The 26830-nt window shown below is 45.9% G+C and carries 21 protein-coding genes and 1 pseudogene; 14 read left to right on the top strand and 8 right to left on the bottom strand.

Annotation, left to right across the window (positions count from 1 at the left end; translation table 11 throughout):
- Positions 1-1008 (top strand): exosporium glycoprotein BclB-related protein (locus SB847_RS19565; RefSeq protein WP_410578347.1); only part of this gene is annotated, 1008 nt, incomplete at its 5' end.
- 151 nt (positions 1009-1159) lie between these two features.
- Here the strand turns inward: SB847_RS19565 and SB847_RS19560 are convergent.
- Positions 1160-2239, bottom strand: coding sequence for a response regulator (locus SB847_RS19560; protein ID WP_410565068.1), 1080 nt, complete (start codon positions 2237-2239; stop codon positions 1160-1162).
- A gap of 72 nt (positions 2240-2311) precedes the next feature.
- Positions 2312-3625, bottom strand: a pseudogene (locus SB847_RS19555) (sensor histidine kinase); the annotation flags it as partial.
- 804 nt (positions 3626-4429) lie between these two features.
- Here SB847_RS19555 and SB847_RS19550 point away from each other — a divergent pair.
- From SB847_RS19550 to nosA, 9 genes are all read left to right on the top strand, one after another.
- The gene (locus SB847_RS19550; RefSeq protein ID WP_410564867.1) at positions 4430-5506 is read left to right on the top strand and encodes a response regulator; all 1077 of its coding nucleotides are present in this window, start codon (positions 4430-4432) and stop codon (positions 5504-5506) included.
- A 179-nt stretch (positions 5507-5685) separates the two neighbouring features.
- Positions 5686-11592 (top strand): SpaA isopeptide-forming pilin-related protein, encoded by a 5907-nt coding sequence (locus SB847_RS19545; RefSeq protein WP_410564864.1) that lies wholly within the window; start codon positions 5686-5688, stop codon positions 11590-11592.
- 107 nt (positions 11593-11699) lie between these two features.
- Entirely contained in the window at positions 11700-12353 is a 654-nt protein-coding gene (locus SB847_RS19540; RefSeq protein WP_410564861.1) for a class A sortase, read from the top strand.
- Positions 12354-12595: 242 nt separating this feature from the next.
- Positions 12596-14200 (top strand): sensor histidine kinase, encoded by a 1605-nt coding sequence (locus tag SB847_RS19535; RefSeq protein ID WP_410564859.1) that lies wholly within the window; start codon positions 12596-12598, stop codon positions 14198-14200.
- Positions 14197-14877 carry a response regulator gene (locus SB847_RS19530; RefSeq protein ID WP_326155956.1) on the top strand — a complete coding sequence of 227 codons (681 nt, stop codon included), beginning with the start codon at positions 14197-14199 and terminating at the stop codon, positions 14875-14877. Before SB847_RS19535 ends, SB847_RS19530 begins: the two co-directional genes overlap by 4 nt.
- Positions 14878-14889: 12 nt before the next feature.
- Positions 14890-15852 (top strand): tripartite tricarboxylate transporter substrate binding protein, encoded by a 963-nt coding sequence (locus SB847_RS19525; RefSeq protein WP_410578345.1) that lies wholly within the window; start codon positions 14890-14892, stop codon positions 15850-15852.
- Positions 15853-16044: 192 nt separating this feature from the next.
- Positions 16045-17343, top strand: a complete 1299-nt coding sequence (gene citM, locus SB847_RS19520) for an Mg(2+)/citrate complex secondary transporter CitM (RefSeq protein ID WP_406529545.1) — start codon at positions 16045-16047, stop codon at positions 17341-17343.
- Between the two features lie 51 nt (positions 17344-17394).
- Positions 17395-18189, top strand: a complete 795-nt coding sequence (locus tag SB847_RS19515; protein ID WP_038457264.1) for an MBL fold metallo-hydrolase — start codon at positions 17395-17397, stop codon at positions 18187-18189.
- Positions 18190-18312: 123 nt separating this feature from the next.
- Positions 18313-19404 carry a nitric oxide synthase gene (gene nosA / locus SB847_RS19510; protein ID WP_038457266.1) on the top strand — a complete coding sequence of 364 codons (1092 nt, stop codon included), beginning with the start codon at positions 18313-18315 and terminating at the stop codon, positions 19402-19404.
- On the opposite strand, the gene SB847_RS19505 is transcribed toward nosA, so the two are convergent.
- Positions 19398-19670: an acylphosphatase gene (locus tag SB847_RS19505; RefSeq protein ID WP_032872286.1), complete on the bottom strand. Its 273-nt coding sequence runs from the start codon at positions 19668-19670 to the stop codon at positions 19398-19400. The two genes, nosA and SB847_RS19505, sit on opposite strands and share 7 nt — an antisense overlap.
- A gap of 67 nt (positions 19671-19737) precedes the next feature.
- On the opposite strand from SB847_RS19505, the gene SB847_RS19500 reads away from it, so the two are divergent.
- Positions 19738-20397 carry an MOSC domain-containing protein gene (locus SB847_RS19500; protein ID WP_015239385.1) on the top strand — a complete coding sequence of 220 codons (660 nt, stop codon included), beginning with the start codon at positions 19738-19740 and terminating at the stop codon, positions 20395-20397.
- A gap of 40 nt (positions 20398-20437) precedes the next feature.
- Here SB847_RS19500 and SB847_RS19495 read toward each other — a convergent pair whose 3' ends face one another.
- The 4 genes from SB847_RS19495 to map all read right to left on the bottom strand — a co-directional run bounded on the left by SB847_RS19495 (position 20438) and on the right by map (position 22106).
- Positions 20438-20572 (bottom strand): YflJ family protein, encoded by a 135-nt coding sequence (locus SB847_RS19495; protein ID WP_003155609.1) that lies wholly within the window; start codon positions 20570-20572, stop codon positions 20438-20440.
- A gap of 178 nt (positions 20573-20750) precedes the next feature.
- Positions 20751-20906: a hypothetical protein gene (locus SB847_RS19490; RefSeq protein WP_007610027.1), complete on the bottom strand. Its 156-nt coding sequence runs from the start codon at positions 20904-20906 to the stop codon at positions 20751-20753.
- Between the two features lie 82 nt (positions 20907-20988).
- Positions 20989-21300 (bottom strand): DUF3243 domain-containing protein, encoded by a 312-nt coding sequence (locus tag SB847_RS19485; protein WP_003155607.1) that lies wholly within the window; start codon positions 21298-21300, stop codon positions 20989-20991.
- A 56-nt stretch (positions 21301-21356) separates the two neighbouring features.
- On the bottom strand, positions 21357-22106 hold the full coding sequence (map, locus tag SB847_RS19480) for a type I methionyl aminopeptidase (RefSeq protein ID WP_410564851.1): 750 nt from the start codon (positions 22104-22106) through the stop codon (positions 21357-21359).
- A gap of 164 nt (positions 22107-22270) precedes the next feature.
- On the opposite strand from map, the gene nagE reads away from it, so the two are divergent.
- Positions 22271-23653 carry an N-acetylglucosamine-specific PTS transporter subunit IIBC gene (gene nagE, locus SB847_RS19475; protein WP_015239387.1) on the top strand — a complete coding sequence of 461 codons (1383 nt, stop codon included), beginning with the start codon at positions 22271-22273 and terminating at the stop codon, positions 23651-23653.
- A 125-nt stretch (positions 23654-23778) separates the two neighbouring features.
- Positions 23779-24219 carry a YfmQ family protein gene (locus SB847_RS19470; RefSeq protein ID WP_410564849.1) on the top strand — a complete coding sequence of 147 codons (441 nt, stop codon included), beginning with the start codon at positions 23779-23781 and terminating at the stop codon, positions 24217-24219.
- A 40-nt stretch (positions 24220-24259) separates the two neighbouring features.
- Here the strand turns inward: SB847_RS19470 and ltaS are convergent, their stop codons facing one another.
- Complete coding sequence (gene ltaS, locus SB847_RS19465; protein WP_038457278.1) at positions 24260-26197, bottom strand: lipoteichoic acid synthase; 1938 nt, start codon at positions 26195-26197, stop codon at positions 24260-24262.
- 246 nt (positions 26198-26443) lie between these two features.
- Here ltaS and SB847_RS19460 point away from each other — a divergent pair, with 246 nt between their 5' ends.
- Positions 26444-26821: a DnaJ family domain-containing protein gene (locus SB847_RS19460; protein ID WP_007610033.1), complete on the top strand. Its 378-nt coding sequence runs from the start codon at positions 26444-26446 to the stop codon at positions 26819-26821.
- Positions 26822-26830: the final 9 nt, after the last annotated feature.

Genomic DNA, 26830 nt, shown 5'->3' with positions numbered 1-26830 from the left:
GCGACAGGAATAACAGGCGCCACCGGAGTCACTGGAGTAACGGGATCAACAGGAGCAACCGGGGTAACGGGAGTAACAGGAGCGACCGGAATAACGGGAGCCACCGGAGTAACAGGCTCGACCGGATTAACCGGTGCAACTGGGGTAACGGGAGCCACCGGGGTAACGGGAGTAACCGGGGATACCGGAGCAACTGGGATAACGGGAGCAACCGGGGTAACAGGAGCCACCGGGCTCACCGGCGCCACTGGAATAACAGGAACAACAGGAGAAACTGGCACTACCGGAGTAACAGGCTCGACCGGATTAACCGGCGCAACTGGGATAACGGGAGCCACGGGAGAAATCGGAGCGACCGGAGTAACAGGAGCGACCGGATTAACCGGCGCAACTGGGATAACCGGCTCGACCGGAGCAACCGGGCTCACCGGAGCGACCGGAGTAACAGGAGCAACCGGGATCACTGGTGCAACCGGGGTAACCGGAGCAGGCGCGATCATTCCTTATGCTTCAGGTCTTCCCACTGCCGTGACGACCATTGCCGGCGGATTAATCGGAACGGTGAGCCTTGTCGGCTTCGGCAATTCTGTGACGGGCGTCAATGTCGGAGGGGGAGGTGCAATTGATCTTACCGGGGCCGGAGGGACTCTGCTGAACTTTGCTTTTTCTGCTCCGAGAAGCGGAACCATTACATCAATTGCCGCCTATTTCAGTACAACCGCAGCGTTGTCGCTTGTCGGCTCGACCGTTACGATAACCGCACAATTATACAGTTCCACAGTGCCGAACAATACGTTCACGCCGATCCCCGGAGCATCCGTCACTTTAGCTCCTCCCCTCACCGGCATATTGTCAATCGGCAGCATCAGCAACGGAATCACGACAGGGCTGAACATTGCGGTAACTCCTCAAACCCGGCTGTTAATGGTATTCTCAGCCACTGCGACAGGCCTTTCGCTTATTAATACAGTGGCGGGATATGCAAGCGCGGGAGTTACGATTTCTTAAGTGAAAACGGCCAGACTGGTGCGTATCATTTAAGCTTGGAGAAGATATCACTTTTTCTTCAAGCTTTTTTGTTTTTACTTTTTGGGTAAATAAAGGCTGACGGGAATTTCCCGACAGCCGGCAGAAGTATTTACAAGCCTTCTGAAGTTAATCAGTATCTTAATGAAGACGTTTTTAGTGAGTTCGAGTCATCCGTTGTGCCGGGAGTGTGAATCATCATCGAAACAGCGGTGCCCTCATCCGGGGTGCTGGTGATCGTCAATTCGCTTCCGCAAAAATGCTTCAGCCGCCGATTGATATTTTTCAGGCCGACACTGCGATTAACATCAGAAGACAAAATATCTTTCTGTATGTCCGGCATGATGCCGGTTCCATTATCCTCCACTTTGATTAAATATGTGTTTTCGCCTTGTTTTTTCGCTGTCAGCTTTATCCGTCCGCCGCCTCTTTTCTTACTGATCCCGTGATGAACGGCGTTTTCCACCAATGGCTGTATCATTAAAGGCGGAAGGGGGAAGTCAATGTCCTGTTCAATATCAAAAAGGATATCAAGCCGTTTGCCGAAGCGTGTTTTTTCTATAGAAAGATATGACGTAATGATAGAAAGTTCGTTTCTGAATGAGCTGATGTCCGAAGTGTTTTGAAAATCAAAACTCATCCTTAAATAGTTTGTAAATGCAGCAGTCGTTTCCCGTGCTTTTTCAATATCCAAATGGCTGAGCGCGATGATCGTATTTAATACATTGTAAAGAAAATGAGGCTTAATCTGCGACTGAAGAAACGCCATTTCTAAATTTGTGGCTTGGTGAGCCGTATGCTTCATCAAAATTAAATTTTTAATACGCGCGGTGAATTCAGAGTAATGATAAGGCTTTTGTAAGATGTCGTTTGCTCCGGCATGAAACGCCTTGTATTTGTCATGGCTGATAATGGCTGCTGTAACGATAAGAACCGGCAGATCGACCATGCTGAATCTTTCGCGGATGTTTGTGCAGACTTCAAAACCTGTCATGTCGGGCATCATCAAGTCTAATATGACCAAGTCAAGCTTCGAGGAAGAGACAGCTTGAAGCGCCTCTTTTCCGCTTTTTACTGCGATTACGTTATAAGGAACACCTTCCAGCATATCCGTTAAAATTTTCAAACTCTCGATGTTATCGTCGACGATCAGAATCGTCGGAGCCTCGATTTTTTCTGAGTGATAAGGCGTGACCAGCGAAATATCCGACATTCTCTGCCCGGGCTGTGATTTAGGAAGTTCGGTCTTTGCTTCCGGTAAAGAATCAATTTGAGCGGCGGGTAACGTAAAATGAAAGGCTGATCCTTGCGCCGCCGCTGACTCCGCCCAGATGTCCCCGTTTTGGAGATTGACGAGCTGTTTCACAATACTTAAACCTAAACCCGTTCCATCTTCTTCCGTCCCTCCTGCTTGCTGAAAAGAATCAAAAATGGTTTCAAGATCAGCCGCAGGAATGCCGCTGCCGGTATCGGCCACCGTGATTTGAATCATTTTGTCATTCAGGCTTTCAGCAGAAAGAATAATGTTCCCCTCAGATGTGTACTTGATTGCGTTTTCAATAAGATTGGTTAAGATTTGCCGGAATCGGTTTTCATCTGCAAGCACCAAAGGGAGGCCGTCCGGCACATGATTAAGAATGGCAAGTTTTTTATGTTTGGATAAAAGCCGGTAGAAGTTCATCTCACTGCATATGACGGCATGCACATCGACGGGAACCGGACGAATCTGCAGCATACCCTGCTTCATTTTTTCCAAATCAAGAATATCATTTACGAGATCAGAAAGTCTGTAGCCCATACGGATGATCAGCTGCATATTTTCTTTCTCTTCCTCTATCGTCTTCTTTTTTCTGCCGGCTACAAGGGTTTGGCATATATTAATAATGCTGTTCAGCGGCGTCTTGAATTCGTGTGAAGTTTTGGCGATAAATTCATCTTTCAGTTGGTCGATTTTGACTAATTTCCGTGAGAGGACTTCATTGTCCCGGAAAGCTCCGGCGAATTGCTGCGCCATCAGAAGAACCACCGCCAATAAAGCGATGACTGTCGGCAATGAATAGAGCGAATTAAAAGAAAAAGCCGTTTTGCCGCTGTAAGCTGAAATGGTCGTAAGAATCACAAAAGCGCTCATCGAGACGGATGCGAGTGTAAGGTACGTGCTTCCTTTTATTTTTCTTATGGCGGCAATCGTAAAAATATATGTAATATAAAACAGAGTCGTAACGGCAAGCACAGAATGTAAAATGTATGAGAGATGGTCAATGAAACTTCCGGACATAAAATCAGTGATCAAGATGGTCCCGGATAAAGCGGTTAAAATGGTGATCGTCGTTTTTGAAACAATTTCTCTGTATGCATAAAAGAGATAAAGAAAAACCGCCATGCTGACAAGCACGGTTGAGATGATACGCAAGGAATTCAGCAATGAAAATGAAATAGACGGAAAGAGGAGAAAGATAATTCTTTCTTTCCCGATCATAAGAATAATGGCAGAAAAAAGCAGACACATCACGGAGAAGAACAATAAATGTTTATCCTTTGTCCGTTGCAGAAAAAAGCCGAGAAAATATAAACCGGTAATGAAAAAAGCCGTAATCATAACGGAATCATTGAAAAAGGAAATTTGATTCTCGCGTATAATTTGTTCCTGAGTCCCAAACGTTATCGGTTTTGCGATCCCCCAGCCGGGAACTTTTCCGAAATTCGAAAAATGCAGGACAAGTTCATTGTCACCCTTGCGAAGCCTGAAAAAGCTGCTGTATGGTTTGTTCTGCGCCTTAAAATCAGCTTTTTCTGTAGGATTGCCGCTCTGTCCGATTACTTTTCCATTAAGATAAAGGCGGTTTGAACTGTAGATATAAGATGTGCTGATCCCCAAAACCTGATTGTCTTCATTTGAGCGGATTGTCAGTTTGTACGTTCCGTAATCCACGTCGGCCGTTTTTCCGAACAGCTTCACATTGACGGGGACATCAACGAGTACGGGATTTTTTCCTTTTGCTGAATGAAGAGCCTGCGGTGACAGCATCTGATTTGGATATAGAATCCATTTCCCGTTCAGCTGGACATTTCCATCCTTTTGAAAATCCCACTTTTCCAGATTGATCACGCCCTGTTCCGCTTGAGGGAGGGATGATCCTGAAAAATGATTCAGGACCATAAAAATCATAAAGAAAGCGGCATAGCCGCAAATAATCGAAATCGAAATAAATTTTTCTTTCACATCATTACTCCTTTATCCCATTCAGGGGCATTCTATTATCCTATGTAATGTATAAATATTGTAATCACAAACGTTATAATACAACAAGAGAAAGAAAAAGAATCCAACTATATAGGGCGTTGGACATGGTATAATTGAAATTATTTTCAGATATATCTATATTGACGGGTGGGATGCGGTTTGAAAGCGTTAATTGTGGATGATGAGGAACTGGCATTGCTTCATTTTAATCGTATGCTTGAGCGGACAAACGCCTTTCAATCTATTATAACGTTTCAAGATCCGGCGGAAGTTCTGGAGCATTCGGAGCTTTCAGCAGCTGATGCGGTGTTTCTTGACATTGAAATGCCCGGGATAAACGGTATTGAGCTTGCTGAATCGATTCAGGAGCTCAATGAAAATATCCAAGTTATTTTTATCACCGCTTATAATGAATTCGCGATCAAAGCGTTTGAATTAAATGCTGTCGATTATCTTTTAAAACCGGTTGACCATGCCCGGCTGCTGACAACTGTTGAGCGAATCCGAATGAATAAAAAACTCAGGACGGCAGACGAGAATACCGGGACGGATTATGTTATACAATGTTTTGGGAACCTGGACTTTTATCAATCGGTAAATGGTGTCAAAACATACATAACAGTCAAGTGGAGAACATCCAAAGCCCGTGAACTGTATGCATTTTTACTTCTTAATCAAGGGCGCACGGTCAGTAAAGACATGCTGATGGAAATGTTTTGGCCTGCTTATGATATATCAAAAGCAAGCACCCAGCTCTACTCGACAATATATCAGATACGGAAATTAATCGGTCAGCTGCCCTTCAGCCAATCAATAGAAAATACCGATATAGGATACATTCTCCGGCTTTCCGGGGTAAAGATTGATACAGTTGAATGGGAAAAAACATTAAAAGAGGCTCCTCCGCTCAGCGCAGCTGCACTAACCCGGCACATGAACATTGTCATGTCATATGAGAACCATTATCTCATGGAGAATGGCTATCTGTGGGCGGAGCCGGAAAAAGCGCGTCTTGCCCATCTGTGGCTCAGCAAAGCGTACGAACTGATTGGTTTTCTTATCCAAGAGAAGAACGATCATCAAGCGATGGACATTTGCCTGCAGGTTGAGAAAATAGAGCCCGGTGACGATAAAATTATACAATACAAACTGCAGTTATTTAATAAACTGGGAAAGGTAGAAGAGGCGATAAAGGAATACGAACGCTATAAACAATTGAAGGATAAAATCAATTGACGATTGAATGAACGGACCGGCTGATGCCGGTCTTTTTTTGTGCGCTATTTCTGAAATGATCCCATGTACAGAATTTGTATAGGCCGATTTCATACAATGTAGTTTGGTTCGGATAAGGAGATTCCCATGCTTACCGGCTTGTTCGAACGTGAGTCTATATAAAAGGGGAGGAATAAGACTTGGGAGTGAGGAACTTTTCGTTCAGCCCGAAAAAAAGCAAAAGGCTGAGGCCGGCATTAATTTCATGCTTCACGCTGTTTTTCATCTTCAGCCAGGTTGTCAGCTTTACTCCGATCGCAGCCGCTTCCGGATCACAACAAAGCGAGAGCGGGTTCTTTGATTCAGTTGCAGTCAAAGACGGCAGACAGCAGACTGTTGACGGGTCAAAAGCCAGTGAACCGGCTTTAGCACCGGGAGATAAAGTGACACTGACATACGAATGGTCACTAAAAAACAAGGAAGATGCAAGTGACCGGAATATCACCATAAAGGTTCCGGAAAGTTTTACATTAGATAACGATGAAGGTGAGCTGACATCAGCTGATCGGGTGATCGGTATATATAAAGCTGAAGCAAACAGCAGCACGCTGGAAGTGAAAGTGAATGATGCTGAAGCGGATGCCGGGGATGCCAAAGGCTCCATTACACTGTCGGCGAAGTTTACTCCCGACATAACAGATGAGACGAAAATGGCAAAAGCTCTTTTTCAACTGGATGCCGGCAAGACCCAGCAGGTGTTAATACCTGTGAAGAACGACGGAACAACGGATTCCGAAACAGAAAAAAACACCTCTTCAACACCTGCTGAACCTCAGGATAAGACAGAGAAAAAATCAGCATCTGCAGACGGCGGGGAGAAAGCAGAACAGACAACGAAATCAAAACCTTCTGCTAAACGCAGTCAATCAAAAATGGTGATTTCAAGCAAATCTGCCGCTAAAAGCCTTCAATCAGGCGGAAGCCAGATTACGCAAAATATTTTAACTGATGTGAAATTGACGGATGAAAAAGGAAAAACATATGACAAAAACAACCCTGCGAATACGAACTCTCCGGCAAATATCACCATTCAATGGGCGATTCCGAATGAGCTGGGAAAAACAATAAACGACGGTGATCGATATGAATTTGATCTGCCTAAAGAATTTATCATGCATAATGACATTACGAACCAGCCATTGACCGACGGCGATAGTACGTACGGAACTTTTTCCATTAATACGAGCGGCCATGTCATCATGACGTTTAACGGCGAGGTAAAAGAAGATTCTAACGTCAAGGGGTCATTGTATGTAAACACCCAATTCAATCAGAAAGAAATAAAAGGATCCACCACACAAAAGATTAAGTTTCCGGTTAACTCTGATACGCCGGACGTAACGGTTTATTTTAAACCGAATGTCAATAAAACCATTGAGAAATCAGGGTCATTGGATAAAGGTATTAATCCCGGAAAGGTAACGTGGACGGTTGATCTTAATAAAAAGGAAGAAGAAGTTAAACATGCGAAATTGACTGAAAGCCTTCCGGACGAATTGACTTTCCGCTCTGTGAAAGTGTATCAACTGAATGTCAATATTGACGGCTCGGTGAGTCAGGGAAATGAGATAACTTCAGGTTATACCGTTGACGAAAACGGTAATGTCACCTTCGCCGGGACGATCGATTCAGCCTACCGGCTCATATATGACACGGAAATTAAAGATGAGGCAAAGCCGGGTAAAGGCGGAAACATCACGCTGACAAACAAGGCGGCATTCAGCGGAGAAAATGCGGAGCCGATTTCTGCGGAAGCTTCCGTAACAGCGGGTTACGGAAAAATAATAGAAAAATCTTCGACAGGTTATAAAGGAGAAACCCAAACGTTCAGCTGGGCTGTTATGTACAACTACGGTGAGAAAAAGATTGATCAATCCAAAGCCGGCATCAAGGATACGTTCGGATCAGACGATCTGCATCTTGTTCCCGGTTCATTGAAAGTCCTTCCGATTACATTCAGCCAAAACGGCAGCGAACAAGAGGGCGCCCCATTAAAAGAGGGTGAGGATTATACGCTGACTGATAACGGGAACGGCTTTGACATAAAATTCAAGCAAACTGTCACAGGAGCATATAAGATCATTTATCAATCTCAAATCAACGATGGGGTCATTATTGACAGTCCTGTCAAATACACCAACACAGCAGTGACAGATACAGGGGAATCAAAGGAAACTCCGGGAACCGCCATTCAGCAGAATCTGATTAAACATTATTCAAACGCAGACTATGAGAAGAAGACGGTTGATTGGTCAATCACAGTTAATAAAAACGGTTACACAATGAAAGACTGGACGCTGGATGATCAATTCACCAGCGGAGGCCTGGCGCTCATTGACGATTCATTTCACATGCAAGACACGACTGAAAACAAAACGCTGAAAGAAGGAACAGACTATACATTAACAAAAAAAACCGGAAATAAAGGCTTTACAATAGCATTGATCGGGGATTATGCAGAAACAAACAGTCAGTTTAAGATCACGTATACGACAAAATTCAACGCTGACTTTTCAAACGAAACGATTAAGAATACGGCGGAGTCCACATGGACCGATAAAAACGGCGGCAAACGCACAAATAAGGAATCGAGCGGCTTCACACCGAACAATCAGACGTCCCATAACGGATTCAAAAACGGCTCATACAACGCCGTTTCAAAAGAAATCACATGGAAAGTCGGCATCAATTACAATGGCGAACCTTCAAAGAATCCTTATATAAAAGATACGATCACAGATGGTCAGCAATTTTTGCATGGATCGGTTGCTGTTAAAACGTATACCATCAGCAAAAACGGCTCCATCACTGAAGGAGAGGCGCTGGATCCTTCAAAATATGAAATAGAAGAGCCGTCAGACGGCAACAAAAATACGTTAATCGTACGCCTCAAAACAGATGACGCTGTACCATACTTGATTGAATTTAAAACGTCATTAAAAGGCCAGGTCATCAAACAGAATCAATACACAAACAAAGCAGAGTACTTTAATAATGACCACGCAGACCGAACGCTGACGGGTTCAGTTTCCATCGCAAACGGAGGAAACCTGATTTCTAAAGGCGGCAAACAGAACGGAAACAATATCGATTGGAGCATCAATGTCAATGCCAGCCAATCGACGCTGGATGACGTAAAAGTCAAAGACACACCGGATGAGAACCAAATAATAGATGAAGATTCATTTAAAGTATATCAAGCAAAATATAATGAGAACGGCGTTATGAAAGACAGCAGCGGAAATCTTGTTCCGGGTGATGTGCACCTTGAGAAAGATAAGGACTATAAAGTAGATATGAAAACTGACAATGCCACCGGTGAACAATCATTTGTCCTTACCTTTATAGGCGGCTATAAACAAATCGACCGCGCGTATGTCATACAATATCGTTCTCTCATTAATATTTCCGGCAGCAGCGGTCAGGTCAGCAACAAAGTCTCGATATCAGGGACGAATGTTGAGGAGCAGACCCAAGAGAACAACAGCTCAGTGTTTGTCGCCATTTCAAGCGGCGGCGGCTCAGGATCAGGAGAGAAGGGAAGCCTGACGATATTTAAAACAGGATCAGACGGAACACCTCTTTCAGGAGCAGACTTTCAATTACGGTCTAAAGACGGCAAGCAGCTGCTGCGTACGGGCACAACAGACGATGCCGGTAAACTTACGTTTGGGAATATCCGTTATGGAACCTATGTACTGAAAGAAATAAAAGCTCCGGACGGCTACACCATCAGCGATGCTTATGTAAACGGAGTCTCCGTTACGATTGACGGCAAATCCTCCGCTGCAGGAGCACTCTATAAAGTCATAAATCAAAAAAATAAGGTGACGCTTATCAAAAAAGACGAAAACAACAAGCCTTTGGCCGGTGCTGTATTTAAGCTTGAGAAAAAATCAAGCGACGGTACCTATACTCTGATAAAAAATAATATTGAAAGCGATAAAAATGGGAAAGTTGAGATAAACGGTTTGCCCGCCGGATACTATCGGCTGATGGAGACGAAAGCCCCATCAGGGTTTATCGTCAACACAAAAGCCATTCACTTCTCAATCGCAAAGAACGAAAAGAATCAAGTACCTGATGTTGAATTGGGATCAATGGTGAATTATAAAGGAAAAGCCGCATTAACGAAGAAAGATGCAGACGGCGGGAATCTTGAAGGAGCAGTTTTCAAAATCATCGACAGTGATGGTAAAACGGTTCAGGAAGATCTGGTTTCAGATAAGGACGGAAAAATAGAAACATCCGGCCTTTCACCCGGTCATTACGCCTTCATTGAAACGAAAGCGCCCGACGGCTATGTGTTAAATACGGAGAAAGTGGAGTTTACCATCTCAGAAACAGCGGAAGGAAAGCCGGAATCAACTGACGCAGGAACGACCGTCAACTATAAAGGCTCTGTCCGGCTGACGAAGGAAGATGCGGAAGGCCGAAACCTTGAAGGTGCAGTCTTCAAAATCGTCGACCGTGATGGAAAAACGGTTCAGGAAGATCTGGTTTCAGATAAGGACGGAAAAGTAAAAACATCCGGCCTTGCACCCGGTCATTACGCCTTCATCGAAACGAAAGCGCCAGCCGGCTATGTGTTAAATACGGAGAAAGTAGAGTTTACCATCTCAGAAACAGCGGAAGGAAAGCCGGAGTCAACTGACGCAGGAACGGCCGTCAACTATAAAGGCTCTGTCCGGATGACGAAGGAAGATGCGGAAGGCCGAAACCTTGAAGGCGCAGTCTTCAAAATCGTCGGCAGTGATGGAAACACGGTTAAAGAAGATCTGGTTTCAGATAAGGACGGAAAAGTAGAAACGTCCGGTCTTGCACCGGGGCATTACGCCTTCATCGAAACGAAAGCGCCTGACGGCTATGTGTTAAATACGGAGAAAGTAGAGTTTACCATCTCAGAAACAGCGGAAGGAAAGCCGAAGCCGTCTGACGCCGGCACCTTTGTCAACTATCAAGGCTCTGTCCAGCTGATCAAGAAGGATCAAGACGGAAACGTTTTAGACGGTGCAGTATTTAAAATCATTGACAGTGATGGAAAAACTGTAAGAGACGATCTGATGACAAAAGAAGGCGGCAAAATTGACGCCGGCGGTTTGGCGCCCGGAAACTATCAATTTGTTGAAACAAAAGCGCCGGATGGTTATCTGCTGTCAACAACCCCTGCGCCGTTTACGATTAAGGCTGAGAACAGCGGAAAACCGAATCAGGCTGCCCTGACTGCGGTTAACATCAAGAACAGCGTTGTTCTCACAAAATTGGATCAAGGTGACAAACGGAAAGTCCTGCAAGGTGCGAAGTTTAATCTGACAGATGCAAACGGCAAAGTACTGACTGAGGGTCTGACGACAGATGAGCACGGACAAATTATTGTACGGGGACTGAAAGCAGGCGAATATCAATTTATCGAAACAAAAGCGCCTGAACTTTACAGTTTGGATCAAACGCCAATATCATTCAAGATCACAAATACCGACATAAAACCAGTCGAAATCAGTGCGGAGAATACACTGACGCCTGGTGATGTCACACTGACAAAAGTGGATCATGACGATAAAAATAAGGTGCTGGAAGGTGCTGAATTCAAGATCACGGATTCTGCCGGACGTCCGGTAAACACCGGCGGCAGCAAAGAACGGCCGGCGGTATGGAAGACGGATCAAAAGGGCCGGTTTACGGTGGAAGGATTGGCCCCCGGGCAGTATCAATTTATCGAAACAAAAGCGCCTGACGGCTATCAGCTGAACGAAAAACCAATTGAATTCACAATTGAAAAAGGACAGTCAAAAGCTGTTGAGGTCGTCGTTTCTAATAAGAAATTAAAAAATCCCGCACCTGGGAAAGACACACCGAATCATCAAACGAATCAAGGCGGGCATCACCCTGATACCAATGGTAAAACCAATCACTCGGATACAGGCAAAAACCTGCCGAAAACCGGTGATACGGATGGTATGATACCGGTCACGGCCGGTATTCTGCTGCTATTAGCCGGCGGAGCCGCGGCTGTTGTATCAAGAAAGAAGAAAGCAAGGAATAGATAGACGTTATCGCACCTGATCATGTAAGAATCGATCAGGTGCTTTTTTAAAAAGAGAATCATTACTCACCAAATACTCACCGCATGACGTACAAGAAAGGAATTTTCTTCATGGTTAAAAAAATGATCATTGCCGTTCTTATTTTATCCGGGCTGCTTCTCATTTCCTCTCCTCTCATGAAAGGCTGTTTGATCGCGTACCTCAGTAAAAGCCAAATTGAATCGGAATTGACCGCAGAACAAGCGCGGAAAAATAACATGAAAAAAGCGGACTATAATTTTGAATCCATTCATCCGCCCGGTTTCAGGGAAACAGTTCAGTCAAGTTTTAATCGCAAACCAAAACCGATAATCGGACGGATAACCATCAGCAGCATCGATTTAGACCTTCCGATTTTAAAAGGCACAACCAATGAAAACCTGCTGATCGGCGCGGCAACTATGCGTCCGGATCAGAAAATGGGCGAGGGAAACTACCCGTTGGCAGGCCACCATCTGAAGCAGGAGAACCTCTTGTTCGGCCCTCTTTTACACATAAAAAAAGGCGCGCAAATCGTGATGACCGACTTTAGAAAAGACTATATTTATTCTGTAACATCAAAAACCATGATTTCAGAAATAGAAGCAAACGCAATTCAGGAGACAAAAGATAAAGAGATTACATTAATCACATGCGACAAAGCGGTAAGAACCGAAGGACGCCTGGCCGTCAAAGGAAAATTGATTGATATTTCGGGTCATTCAAATATATCTCAGCCATCATAAAGAATCATTCTGTCAACTGAATATATGTCCGTTGTTAAACATCCCGAGACTGGCTTCTGTCAGTCTTTTTTTTGCGCAGCGATTATAAAAAGTTCATCCTTCTTATCTCCCTTGAGGGAAATTATACCAGACTGCACTTTTTGAAAGAAATGACAAGAGAAAAAGATCACGAAAATTCTCAAAAATGAGAAACAAAGATTTAAAAAGTGGTATGATTTTAGGAGGAAAGGACGGCTGGTGCTGTGTTGGAAGCGAAGCGGTTTTATGTCTCTCTGCAAATGAAAATCGCCGGATTAATTGCGGCTTTATTAATACTTGTCATCGGAACGCTCACAGTTATATTTGCCTTTCAGCAATTAAAGGAAGGCCAGAAGCAGGCTGAACAGCTGGCGGTGCAAACGGCAAAAACCATTTCATACATGCCTCCTGTAAAAGAGGCGTTCCGGCTTGCGGATCAAGAAGCTTTTACAAAGTTAGACGTTATTGAACAAATGAAAGAACAGGCAGGCGCGCACGCTGTCTATATTACTGATCAAAAAGGGCATGTTGCATTTCATTCGGCCCGCAGCAGCATTCCGAAAGAAAATCAAAATCTGCAAAACAAAACCGTCATGTTCGGCGGGTCTCCGGTTTCCGACGGAATGAAGGCCGTCCGGGGAAGCGCCCCGGTTATTCTGGAGGAAAAAAATCATAACGAAGTCGTCGGAACGGTGACAGTCGAGTTTTTACAAGATGAGATAGAAAAAGATATGAAAGCGCATCTGCGGCATTTAGGCTATTTTGCATGTTTGGTGTTTCTTATCGGCATCGGGGGAGCGGCGGCGCTCGCAAAAAGCATCCGTAAAGATACACTCGGCCTTGAACCGCATGAAATTGCAGCGCTGTACCGGGAGCGCAATGCGATGCTCCTTGCGATGAAAGAAGGGATTATCGCCGTAAACAAAGAAGGCGCGGTAACCATGATGAATTTATCTGCGGCTGATATGCTGAATCTTCCGGAACCGATGATCGGAAGGCATATAAAAGAAATCATGCCGGGCGCAAATCTCATGCCGGTGTTGGCTGGGGGAGAATTACCGCCGAACGTGGAGGTGCGTGCCGGAGATAAAGTATTTATCTTAAACGTGAAAGAAATGAAGCAGACCGGGCAAGTATACGGAGCGGTGATCAGCTTCCGCGAAAAAACGGAGCTCAAGAAACTGATTAACAAGCTGACTGAAATGAAAAAATACTCGGAGGATCTTCGGGCGCAAACGCATGAATTCTCGAATAAGCTTTACGCGATCCTCGGTCTGTTAGAGCTGGGAGAATATAATGAAGCCATTGAACTGATAAAAGAAGAGTACGCCATCCAGAATGAACAGCACGAAATCCTCTTTCAAAATATTCATTCACAGCGGGTTCAGGCCATACTATTAGGAAAAATGGGAAAGGCGTCTGAGAAGAAAGTAAAGCTTTCAATAGATGAAAACAGCTTTTTAGAATCGCTGCCGGAGCATGTGGGTTCATCCCAGCTCATTACGATCATCGGAAATCTCATTGATAACGCTTTCGAAGCCGTCGCCGAAAAAGAGAAAAAAGAGGTCGCCTTTTTTATGACCGATATCGGCAGGGATATCGTCATCGAAGTGGCGGATTCAGGAGACGGCGTGCCTCAGGAAAAAACAGAAACGATATTTGAAAAGGGCTACTCTTCAAAGGGGACGAGGAGAGGATACGGCTTAGCCAATCTGAAAGAAGCCGTCAGTGAATTGCAGGGATCGATAGAGATTTCGCAGCAAAAGAGCGGCGGTGCCGTATTTACGGTGTTTATACCGAAAGAAAGGCCAAAGGGGGAATCGGTGTGATTAACATCGCGATTGCAGAGGACGACTTTCGAATAGCGCAAATTCACGAAAAATTTATCGAACATCTTGATGGATTCAATGTCATCGGCAAAGCAATCAATGCCAAAGACACCATATCGCTGCTTGAGAAATGGCAGCCTGATCTGCTGCTTTTGGATATTTATATGCCGGATGAGCTGGGGACAGATCTGCTTCCCCTTATCCGCGGCCGTTTTCCTTCCGTTGATATCATCATTATTACGGCTTCTGCTGAAACAAGACTGCTGCAGGAAGCGCTCAGATCAGGCGTTTCCCACTATGTCATAAAGCCGGTGTCGGCACATAAATTTACAGAAGTGCTTTTGCAGTACCGGGAAAAAAGAGAATGGCTGCACTCACAGCCAGAGCTGAGCCAGTCCGTTATCGACATGTTTTTCGGAAGCGGTCAGAAAGAACAAAAACAGCTCAATGATCTGCCGACCGGGATTAATTCGATTACACTTCAAAAAATCAAAAACGCGCTCAGGGCAGCCCAAAAAGGGATGACGGCTGAAGAACTGGGCGAAAAAATGGGCGCCTCCAGAACAACGGCGCGGCGCTACGCCGAGTTTCTCGTTTCTCGGGAAGAAGCGCTCGCTGAATTAGAGTACGGCATTATCGGCAGGCCGGAACGGAAATATTATTTAGCACATGAATAAGGGATGGGAGAAATGAAGCGGTTGGGAGTGCTTCTTGTCATGCTGGCGGCGCTGGTTTCTTTTGACGGACGGCAGATGGCGGGCATCCGTTCAGCTGAAGGGCCGGTTGAAATTGTCGTCCCGGCGGCGCCTCAAGGGGGCTGGGACGTAACGGCAAAAGCTTTGCAATCGGTAATAGAGCGGAAGCAAATATTAGGCCGGCCCGTAAAGATCGTCTATAAACCCGGCGGAGGCGGAGACAGCGGCTGGAAATATGTAAACGAACGAAAAACGGATGTCATCAGTATGAATTCAAGCCTGCTGTTAAGCAATGAAATTTTGGGACAAAGCCGGCTGAAGGCAGCTGATTTTACGCCTTTGGCCATTATCGCAAAAGAGTGGCAGACCGTCGCTCTTCCGAAGGATTCAAAGATAAAAAGCGGAAAGCGGCTGCTCGGCGATATTAAAGCACATCCGGGCGGCATAAAAATCGGATTTGCGCCCGGCCTCGGAAATGATGACCAGCTCTCCTTTGCGAGAGCGGCGGAAATGGCCGGAATTTCTCCGTTTGATATCCGCTTTTTTCAATACGGGAGCAGCAATGAAGTCATTGAAGCTCTTATCAGCCACGAGATAGACGCCGCCTCAATGACCATTTCAGAAGCGAAAGACGCCTATCGGAAAGGGAAAATCACATTGGCGGCCGTTACGTCGGACAAAAGGCTCTCCGGCTTCAGCGATGTGCCGACATGGAAAGAGCAGGGGGTGCCGTTTGTCTTTGCGCACTGGAGAGGCATCATGGGGCCGAAAGACATGACCGAAGGCGAGATCGCCTATTGGGATCAGGCTTTGAAACAGATTACCTCATCCGCGGAGTGGAAGCAAATGTTGAAAAAACGGGATTGGGAGAGCTTTTATAAAAACAGCAGCGGCGCAAAACGCTTTTTAGAAGAGCAGACCGAGTTCTATAAAGAGATGATGAGCAGCGAAAAATAAGCCTTCCGCATATTTGCGGGAGGCTTTTTATTTATAAATGAACAAAATGAACGAAAAGGTTATAAAAAATTAAAAATCTTTAAAATCCAAAATATTTACTTCAATATCCAATTCTCATAAGATAGCAAAAAGGCGGATAAAGGGGATCGGGCCTTTAAAATGTAAGCGTATTCATAATAAGGGGGACATACTGTGTTAGCAATCTTAGGCTTTCTTATGATGCTTGTTTTTATGGTGCTGATTATGACAAAACGGCTTTCCGTGTTAACGGCGCTCGTATTAACGCCGATCGTGTTTGCGCTGATTGCCGGGTTTTCTTTTAACCGGGTCGGCGAGATGATGATCTCCGGTATTGAACAGGTGGCGCCGATCGCAGTTATGATTATGTTTGCGATTCTTTATTTCGGCATTATGATTGATACCGGTTTATTTGATCCGATGGTGTCGCGTATTTTAAAGCTGGTTAAAGGCGACCCGCTCAAAATTGTAGTCGGAACAGCCGTTTTGACCATGCTTGTCGCACTGGACGGAGACGGCTCGACGACGTATATGATTACGACAAGCGCAATGCTGCCTTTGTATATTATGCTCGGAATCCGTCCGATTATTTTAGCGGGAATCGCCGGTGTCGGCATGGGTATCATGAACACGATACCATGGGGCGGCGCGACGCCGCGTGCGGCGAGTGCGCTCGGCGTTGACCCGGCAGAGCTGACGGGGCCGATGCTGCCTGTCATTTCCAGCGGAATGGTGTGTATGATTGTGGTCGCTTATGTACTCGGAAGGATGGAAAGGAAACGGCTCGGGGTGATCGAATTAAAGCAGCCGTCCCATACAAATGAAACGGCTGCGGCTGCGGAAGATGAATGGAAGCGGCCGAAACTGTGGTGGTTCAATTTACTGTTAACGCTTTCTTTAGTGGGATTTTTAGTGTCAGGAAAAGTGAATTTAACCGTGCTGTTCATCATTGCGTTTTGTATCGCGCTTATTGTCAACTATCCGAAGCTTAACGATCAAAGGGAGCGTATTTCAGCCCATTCGAGCAATGTGCTTGCGATCGGTTCGATGATTTTTGCCGCAGGCGTGTTTACCGGAATTTTAACGGGGACGAAGATGGTTGATGAGATGGCCATTTCCCTCGTATCGCTTATTCCGGAACAGATGGGGGGTTTTATTCCGGCGATTGTTGCCTTAACGAGCGGTATCTTTACGTTTCTGATGCCCAATGACGCCTATTTTTACGGCGTGCTGCCCATTTTATCCGAGACCGCCGTGGCGTACGGTGTAGATAAGGTGGAAATCGCCCGCGCTTCGATCATCGGCCAGCCGATTCATATGTTAAGCCCGCTCGTGCCGTCGACGCATTTATTAGTCGGGCTTGCCGGGGTCACCATTGATGAGCACCAGAAGTTTGCGATGAAATGGGCGGTTCTTGCCGTTATCGTCATGACGGCCTTTGCGCTCATCATCGGCGCAATCACGATTTTTTAACATAAAACACCCGGTTCGTCGCACACTAAAGGCATCAGAGGAGGTGCCATGATGAGTGATCCGTTTATGCCGCTTTTTTCAGTGAGAAGCGGCGCCGGTTTTAAAGCGGCGGACGGCGTTTACGGATTGACCGTGCAGATTGCGAATGTTTACTTTATCGAAAATCCCTCAGCTCCGCGGGAAATCATTCTGGTTGACGCGGGAATGCCTCAATCGGCGGAGATGATAACAGAAGAAATGAAACGCCGGTTCAAAGAGGGGTATCAGCTGAAGGCGGTCATTTTGACACACGGCCATTTTGATCATGTCGGTGCGATTGAAGAACTGCTTGAGCTTTGGAATGTGCCGGTTTACATTCATGAAAAGGAGCTCCCGTACGTCACGGGGAAAGCGGATTATCCGCCTGCCAGGCCCGATGCGAAAAAAGGGCTTGTCGCAAAGCTGTCACCGCTGTTTCCGCGCCATACGATCCGCATTCCGTCCGTTCAGGCACTGCCTTCAGACGGTACCGTTCCGTTTCTTGAAGAATGGAAATGGGTGCATACGCCCGGTCACACCCCCGGCCATATTTCATTATTCCGGGATAAAGACCGCGTTCTGCTTGCCGGTGATGCCGTGATCACTGTTGAACAGGAATCGCTTGCGGACGTTGTCATTCAAAAGCAAGAGCTTCACGGGCCGCCCGCCTATTTTACAGCGGATACGCAGACGGCGGCCGCGTCCGTTCAGAAACTGGCCGAACTGGAGCCGGAAGCGCTTTTGACGGGTCACGGAATTCCGATGACGGGAAAAAACTACCGTGAGGATTTGCTTAAACTGGCTGAAAAATTGCATTCCGTTTTGTAAAACACCTGCGAAAATCACAGGTGTTTTTTCTATGCAGTTTCCAGTATGATACAAAAAAACCATTGTGTTCACTCCTAAAAACGATACAATGGGAAACAGATGTAAATTGAAGGAGAGAGTTTTTTGAAACATACGGAAATACTTTGGGATGAGGCGAAGGATTTTATTGATGTCTGCTATCAGGAACTCGGAATGGAATCGCAAATCAACGCGCGTCTTCACGCGATAAAAGATGAGATAGATCGGACGGGAAGTTACGTCCATACGGCGGAAGAGCTTGAACACGGGGCGAAAATGGCGTGGCGCAACAGCAACCGCTGTATCGGGCGTCTGTTCTGGCAATCGCTGAACGTCATTGACCGGCGCGGTGTAAACACGAAAGAAGAGGTGCGCGACGCATTATTTGAACATATTGAAATCGCCACGAACGGCGGAAAAATTAAACCGACGATTACGATTTTCCCTCCTGAGCAGAATGGCGAGAAACAAGTGGAAATCTGGAATCACCAGCTCATCCGCTATGCGGGATATGAGACTGAAAAAGGAAGAGTCGGTGATCCGGCATCATATGAACTGACGGCTGTCTGCGAAAAACTCGGCTGGCGCGGGAAGCGGACCGATTTTGATATTCTGCCGCTGCTTTTCCGGATGAAAGGGGACGGGCAGCCGGTCTGGTATGACCTGCCTCAGACGCTCGTGAAAGAAGTGCCGATCACCCATCCGGATATTGAAGAGTTTGCCGATTTAAATCTCAGATGGTACGGGGTTCCGATTATCGCCGATATGAGGCTTGAAATCGGCGGGCTGTCGTACAACGCGGCGCCTTTTAACGGATGGTATATGGGAACCGAAATCGGCGCAAGGAACCTTGCTGACGAAAAACGGTATGATATGCTCAAAAAAGCCGCTGCAGTCATGGGGATTTCCGCCAGCCTGAATACCGACCTATGGAAAGATCAGGTGTTGGTGGAACTGAATAAGGCAGTGCTCTATTCATACAAAAAACACGGTGTCAGCATTGTCGATCACCATACGGCGGCGAATCAATTTAAACGCTTCGAAGAACAGGAACAAGACGCGGGCAGAAAGCTGACGGGCGACTGGACCTGGCTGATTCCGCCGATCTCGCCGGCTTCCACCCACATTTTCCATAAATCATATGACAATACGATTGTGAAGCCGAATTATTATTATCAGGACAAGCCTTATCAGTAACTGATGGAAAAGGTGCGGTACCCTTTCAGACGGTGTGATTCTTCGATGGTTACGCCTGTGACATTTGAGAAGGGGCTGCCTTTTCTGACTGCTTCGGCAAATTGTTTTAACGACTCTTCAGGACCTTCGGCAAGGATTTCCACCCGGCCGTCATCACGGTTTTTTACCCAGCCGGCTATCTTATGTCTGTCGGCTTCCATCTGGACGAAGTAGCGAAAACCTACGCCCTGAACCCGGCCGTCTGCAATCATATGATATTGAAGCATGGAAAAACCACCTTTTTCTTACTATGATAAAGGAAAGATATGAGATTTCGCAAAGGATGTGAACGAGGTGACGCAAGACTATTCTGTCTTATCTATCAATCTCGGAAAGCCCGCAATTCATGAATTTGCCGGCAGACAAATCAATTCCGGCATCATAAAGCGGCCCGCAGATTCTCCCGTCATGTTGTATAAAACCCATTTTGACGGGGACGGGCAAGCCGACTTGAAGCATCACGGAGGTCCCGATAAAGCGGTGTGCGTGTATCCCGCCGAGCATTATTCATATTGGGAAACAACGCTCGCGAGAAAACTTCCCGCCGCCGCGTTCGGGGAGAATGTAACGGTCAAAGGACTGGCCGAACAAGACGTGTGGATCGGAGACGTCTTTCAGCTGGGGGAAGCCGTCGTTCAAGTAAGCCAGCCGCGCCAGCCCTGCGTCAAACTCGCGCTCAAATATGGCATCAAAGATATGGTGCTCCGTGTACAGCAGACGGGATTTACCGGCTTTTATTTCAGGGTGCTTGAAGAAGGATATGTCGATCCGCGTCCCGTCCTCAAGCGTCTATCGAGAGGCAAAGAAAGCATTTCCGTCTGGTATGCGAATGAAGTGAAATATCGTGATTCCGGCAATCTGTCAGCGATTGAAGAAATACTGCGGGAAGAAGCGCTGTCAGAAAGCTGGAGGGAGTCCTTCCTTAAAAAAAGAGACAGGCTCACTAATGTATAGAAAAAAAGCCGTGCTGCACTGACAGCACGGCTGATTTACGTTATGCTTGTTTTTTTGTTTCCAGCAGATTGGCAAGGAAGTACTTTTTGAAGCTTTGAAGCTTTCTTCCTTCATAGTGGGTAATTCCTTTTTTCTTTAACTCTTCTACATACCAGCCTTTACTGCCATAATGCATGTCAGAAAACTCCTTTCTCCGTTCTCCCGCTGGGGAGGTTTCTTCAGTTTTTGCCAAACTTTTGGCATTGTAACATCTATAAAAAGACGCTGAAAAGGGATAACGCAAAAACTGAGACTTTCGATTCAGAGATGTAAAGCTTTCTTACATATATATGTAAAGGGCGGTCTTTTCATGCTTAATGGCCGGTTAATTTTAACAGCACCGTTCCGAGTGTCATGATTCCGAAAACGACGCCGAAATAAACCAGCATCCCCTTCTTTTTCTTCACTCCGTAAACGGTGAGAATGATGCTTTCAATAAAGAAAATAAACCCGAAGATAATAAACCACATGTTGAAAAATGGCTCCTTTCACAGACATATGTCCAGTGTAGCACAACTCTTATAACGGAGCATAAAAAAGCCGGGCACTGTATCAGTGTCCGGCAAGTTTGACGAGAAGCTGGGCCAAATGCTGTTTTTCATTGTCATCCGCAATGTCCCACAGTTCTTGTAAGAGTTTTTCTTCCGCATTGCGGGGCTCCTCGTGTTTGGCGAGATAGTCCCCGAGGATGGCGGCGCTTTTAATGATTTTGCTGTCATCCAGACCCAGTTTTTTTCCGGCGGAAATTTTCTGATGAAGGTACGCCTTAAATTCCTCGAAATCCTCTAAAATCTGCTGTTTCGTTACGCCGTGCATGGCGTGTATTTCGTTTTCGATTTTGATTTTTTCTTTATCTTTTTTCATGCGTCTCCCTCCTTCGGGTTAGTTGTTGTATACCTGTTTGGAAGGGAGATGAAACATTACAATGCAGTTAAAATAATCGGTTTGTCTTTTGTGATCACGATGGTGTGTTCCACTTGGGCGACAAGGCTTTTATCCGGCGTTTTATACGTCCAGCCGTCTCCCGTTTCAACAATCGTTTCCGCTTTCGTGGAAATAAACGGCTCAAGCGCGATCACGGTTCCGTTTTTAAGAAGCGCGTTATCAAACGGATCGTAGTAATTCATGATGTGGTTCGGCGCTTCATGGAGGTTTCTGCCGATTCCGTGGCCCGTCAGCGTTTTAATGACGGTAAATCCGTTGGAGCGGGCTTCATGGTAGACGGCTCTGCCGATCTGGTTTTGGCGTTTGCCGGCTTTTGCCTGATCCAATCCTTTCTGAAATGCGGATGCTGCGCAGTTACAAAGCTTTTGCAGACGTTCATCGCCTTCTCCGAGTACAAATGAAATTCCCGTATCGGAATAAAAACCGCCGAACTCCGCCGAAATATCGATATTTACAAGATCTCCGGCTTTTAAGATTTTAGAGGCGCTCGGAATGCCGTGAGCGACTTCGTCATTTACGCTGATACATGTCACGCCCGGGAAATCGTATTCCTTCTCCGGAGCGGAAGCGGCTCCGTGCTCGTCAAGCACCGCCTTTCCGATCAGGTCAAGATCTTTCGTGCTCATGCCGGGCTCGGCTGTTTTCTTCATTTCTTCACGCGCCAGCGCGACAATTCTGCCGATTTTTTTAAGGCCTTCTAATTCTTGATCGTTCGTTACAATCATTGTCATTCCCGCTTTCTATTTTTAATCATCTGATTCAAGCTTACCACAACTGGTTTATAAATAGAAAACCAACAAGCCTTATGTGAATAAATGAAGGAAAATTGGTATAGATCACTAGATAACTTATGTGGTATATTTAAGAAAAAAGAAGGGGGATGGGTAAAATGCTTCAATTTTTGCAAAAACTCGGAAAATCATTTATGCTTCCGATTGCCGTTCTGCCCGCCGTTGGTATTATTTTGGCCATCGGCAGAGAGGACTTATTAAATATTCCGTTCATTTACGCGGCGGGGACCGCGGTATTTGATCATCTGCCGCTGATTTTCGCGATCGGAATCGCGATCGGGATTTCCAAAGACAGCAACGGGGCCGCCGCTCTGTCGGGAGCAATTTCTTATATCATGCTGGACGCGGCTGTAAAATCAATCAATTCGACAAATAATATGGCCGTTTTCGGAGGGATTATCGCGGGGTTAATTGCGGGATACACGTATAATCGCTTTAAGGATACGAAGCTGCCCGAATATCTCGGGTTTTTCAGCGGGCGCAGGCTCGTTCCGATTGTAACGGCGCTGATTACCATTATTTTGGCGGGGATCTTCGGATTTGTGTGGCCGCCGATTCAGTCGGTGATTACGTCTTTCGGGGAATGGATGATCGGGCTTGGCGGAATCGGCGCCGGGATTTACGGGATTTTTAACCGGCTTTTGATTCCGTTCGGTCTTCATCATGTGCTGAATAATATTTTTTGGTTCCAATTTGGCGATTTTCACGGAAAAACGGGAGATCTGGCCCGCTTCTTTGCGAAGGATCCGACGGCGGGAACTTATATGACGGGATTCTTCCCGATTATGATGTTCGGGCTTCCGGCCGCATGTCTGGCAATGATTGCCGCGGCTAAGCCAAGTAAGCGCAAAGCGACGGCCGGAATGATGATCGGTCTCGCGCTGACGGCATTTATTACCGGAATTACAGAGCCGATTGAATTTGCATTTATGTTTTTATCACCGCTTTTGTACGGGGTTCATGCTATATTAACCGGGTTCTCTTTATTTATCGTGAATGTTCTCGGAATCAGGTCAGGTTTTTCATTCTCGGCGGGGGCGATCGATTATCTCCTCAGCTACGGCATTGCCGAAAAACCGCTTTTGCTGCTCGTTGTCGGGCTTTGTTATGCGGTGATCTATTTTGTCGTCTTCTATATGCTCATCAAAACGTTAAACTTGAAAACGCCGGGACGGGAAGATGATGAGGAAGAGGAAGAAGTGCTTAGTGAAGATACGGCCGGTTCCGTCGAAGAACATGCCATGCTCAAGGGGCTCGGCGGCAGGCAAAACCTCGAAACGATTGATCACTGTGCGACCCGCCTCAGGCTGACCGTGCAGGATACGTCTCTCATTAATGAGGCGGCGCTTAAAAAAGCGGGAGCAAAAGGGGTTATCAAAACGGGGAATAAAACGGCGCAGGTCATTATCGGGCCGAACGTCGAATTTGTCGCGGAAGAGCTGAGGGAGGCCGTCCGCCGTGACGACCAGAAGCAGACTTGAAAAATCCGGATCACCTAGGTGATCCGGATTTTTTTGAACATATATCAAGTTTCACATAATGTACAAAAAACAACGTTTTCTTCTATGTTAAGATTCATGTAGAACAAGTATGGAGATGATGTAAGGTGACATGGATTGCAGTTGTTTCAATTGTTGTCATAAGCCTGATTAAGATTGTGCTGACATGCCTTCCTACCGGAGCGGTGGAATGGATTCTCCGCAAGTTTGAAACCCATTCGAAGCTCAGTGACGCGTCCGCTGCCGTTTCCCTCGGCGGAAAACGTCTGGAAGGCGAAGACAAACGCCGGGTGATTGATGATTTTAACGAAGCCGTGTTTATCGAACGGCATTATATATACCCAGGGGATGAAGAGCGTTATCTTCATCCGCAAAACGGAGCCGATCCGCTTGTCATTAAGACGAGAAAAGGAAAAAAAGATGTGACGATGTTTGTATACAGCTACGAAGACCATGTAGATGTCGTCAAACAGCAGAAAAAGAAAGTCGTCGCTTATTCAGTTCTTTCCGACAGCCTGCAAAAGCGCACTATGGCCGCCGGGAGCTGAACATAAAAAAGCCAGATCATTGATATGATCTGGCTTTTGTTTATTCTTTTTGATCATCTGCTGAGGAATCTTCACGCTTCGTATAATCGAATTGTGAAGGGTCCACTTTCTTAAAGCCTTTCGGCTGATAGAAACGAAGCAGATCGCCGTTGATGATCTTATCAGACATTTCAAGCTCAGTCTTGACGAGAGAGTCTTCTTTTTTGTCGACTTCTGAATCATCTAAAAGTCTTCCGGTTTTCGTATCGTAATACTTGCCGGACACTTTCGTATAGTTCGGCGAGATGAAGTCTCCGTTACGGAACGGAATGACTTCTCTGTGCTCTTTCGATAAGATATCTGAACCTGACATGAGATAATCTTTCGTATCGACGCCGAGCAGATGAAGAACGGTCGGCGCGACATCGACTTCACCGGCAAATTTATGATTGCGGCCGCCTTTCACGCCGGGAGCGTGGATAAAGAGCGGCACCCGCTGAAGCTGGGCATTGTCGTATTCATTGATCTCATCTTTGCCGAGCACTTTCGCCATCGCTTTATTATGGTTTTCGGAGATGCCGTAGTGGTCTCCGTACATCACGATAATCGACTTATCGTACAGGCCGTCTTTTTTCAGGTCATGAAAGAACTGTTCGATTGATTCATCCAGATAGTTCGCGGACTGGAAGTAATTATTGACGACTGAATCGCCAAAGTCTCCCGCCGGGAAGTCCGTGTCTTCTTTATCCATCCCGAACGGGAAGTGGTTTGACAGCGTAATGAACTTCGTATAGAACGGCTGCGGCAGGCTCTTTAAGAGCGGCATGGATTCTTTGAAATACGGTTTGTCTTTCATGCCGTAGTTTTTCGTGTTTTCTTCGCTCATGTCATAATAAGCGGAATCGAAAAACTTATCGATGCCTTCCGCTTTGTACATTTCGTTACGGTTCCAGAAAGTCTGCGTATTTCCGTGGAAAGCGGCAGACGTGTACTTTTTGCCTTTTAGGATCGCAGGAACGGACTGCAGCGTGTTTTGCGCTTTATTGACGAAAACCGAACCTTGCGAAAGCGGGTACAGAGAGTTCTCCATCATAAATTCCGCATCAGATGTTTTACCTTGTCCCGTTTGGTGGAAAAAGTTATCAAAGTAGAATGTTTGATTATCGTGCGCCAGTTTGTTTAAAAACGGCGTCACTTCCTTGCCGTTAATTTTATAATCAATGATAAAGGATTGCAGAGACTCTAATGAGACGTAGATGACGTTTTTTCCTTCGGCTTTTCCGAAGTAGACGTTGTTCGGCACGTCATAGTTGGCCTTCATATAGTTTTCCACATCCGTTACATCGCTTGAATCGGCAAGCGCGCGCTGGCTGTTTGATTTCACATTCTGCACGGCATCGTAAATCGTAAAGTTGTACGTGCCCAAGTATTTCACCAGATAGTTTCGGTCAAATGAGCGTGTCAAAAGCTCAGGACGGTCGGATTCCGCGACGGCGAGGTTGATCAGGAACATAAGCACGGCGGAAGCCAAAACGATTCTGAATGATTTCTTCGCCGGTTTTTCAGCCGGTTTTTTCATCTTCAGGGCCAAAATAATCAAAATGACGGTATCCAGGAAGTAGAAGGCGTCTGTCCATCTCATTAACGAGAACGCGCTGTCTCCGAGCTGGCCGCCGTTTGTCTTTGCCTGCATCATGACCGGGATGGTAATGAAATCATTAAAGAATCTATAATAGACGATGTTTGCAAAAAGCAAAAAAGACAATAAAAAATGAATCACAATAATGGCTGTCTGCTGTAATTTTTTCTTGAAAAGAAGCCCAAATCCAAGAAAGAACAAGCTGGAGCTCAGCGGATTCACAAAAAGCAATATTTTCTGGATCGTGTTGTCTATGCCGAGGTTAAAGTTTAAAATATAAGCGACATATGTTTTCACCCACAATAACACGACCGCTATCAAGAAGAAGGCAAGTCCTCTTTCTTTTATAAATGTTTTCATTGTTACACTCCTTTTTTCCGATCACGGTTTACACGGAACGATAGAAAAAACGAACGTAATCAATATACCATGAAACCAGCAAATAGAAAAGGTGGAAAAGGCTCATCGGAAAAAGGGCGAAAAACGCTGTCGCAACGGCGGTTGATCTGTTGAATGACAGCTTTAAAACATATAAATGGAACAAACTGGGACCTGTGTTTCCGTATGATCACACCCGGTTTCTATTGAAAAAAGAGGTGAACAGTAATGGATATTGCCCATATCGTGGCTGAAGATAAAATCAAGCGCGCCATTAAGGATGGAGAGTTCGCCGGCATCAAAGGAATGGGAAAGCCCCTGCCGAAAGACGATGCCGCACATCTTCCGGAATCACTCAGAATGGGCTACCGCATATTAAAAAACGCCGGGATCGCCGAGGATGAAGGCGCGCTGAAGAAAGAGCTGATGACGCTCGATTATTTGATCGCCAAGTGCCGCAATGAACAGGAGCGGGATCACCTGCGGAACAAACGAACGGAAAAACAAGTCAGACTCGACAAACTGACGGAGGAGAAAGCCATGTTCTCAAAACCCGCATCTTCTCATTATAAGGAGAAAGTGTACAGACGGCTGGGCCGCCCGTAAGCCGGCTCT

Origin of the sequence: Bacillus sp. SIMBA_026, assembly GCF_046535335.1 — a bacterium.
Classification (GTDB): Bacteria; Bacillota; Bacilli; order Bacillales; family Bacillaceae; genus Bacillus; species Bacillus velezensis.
This window is presented reverse-complemented; position numbering and strand designations above follow the sequence as displayed.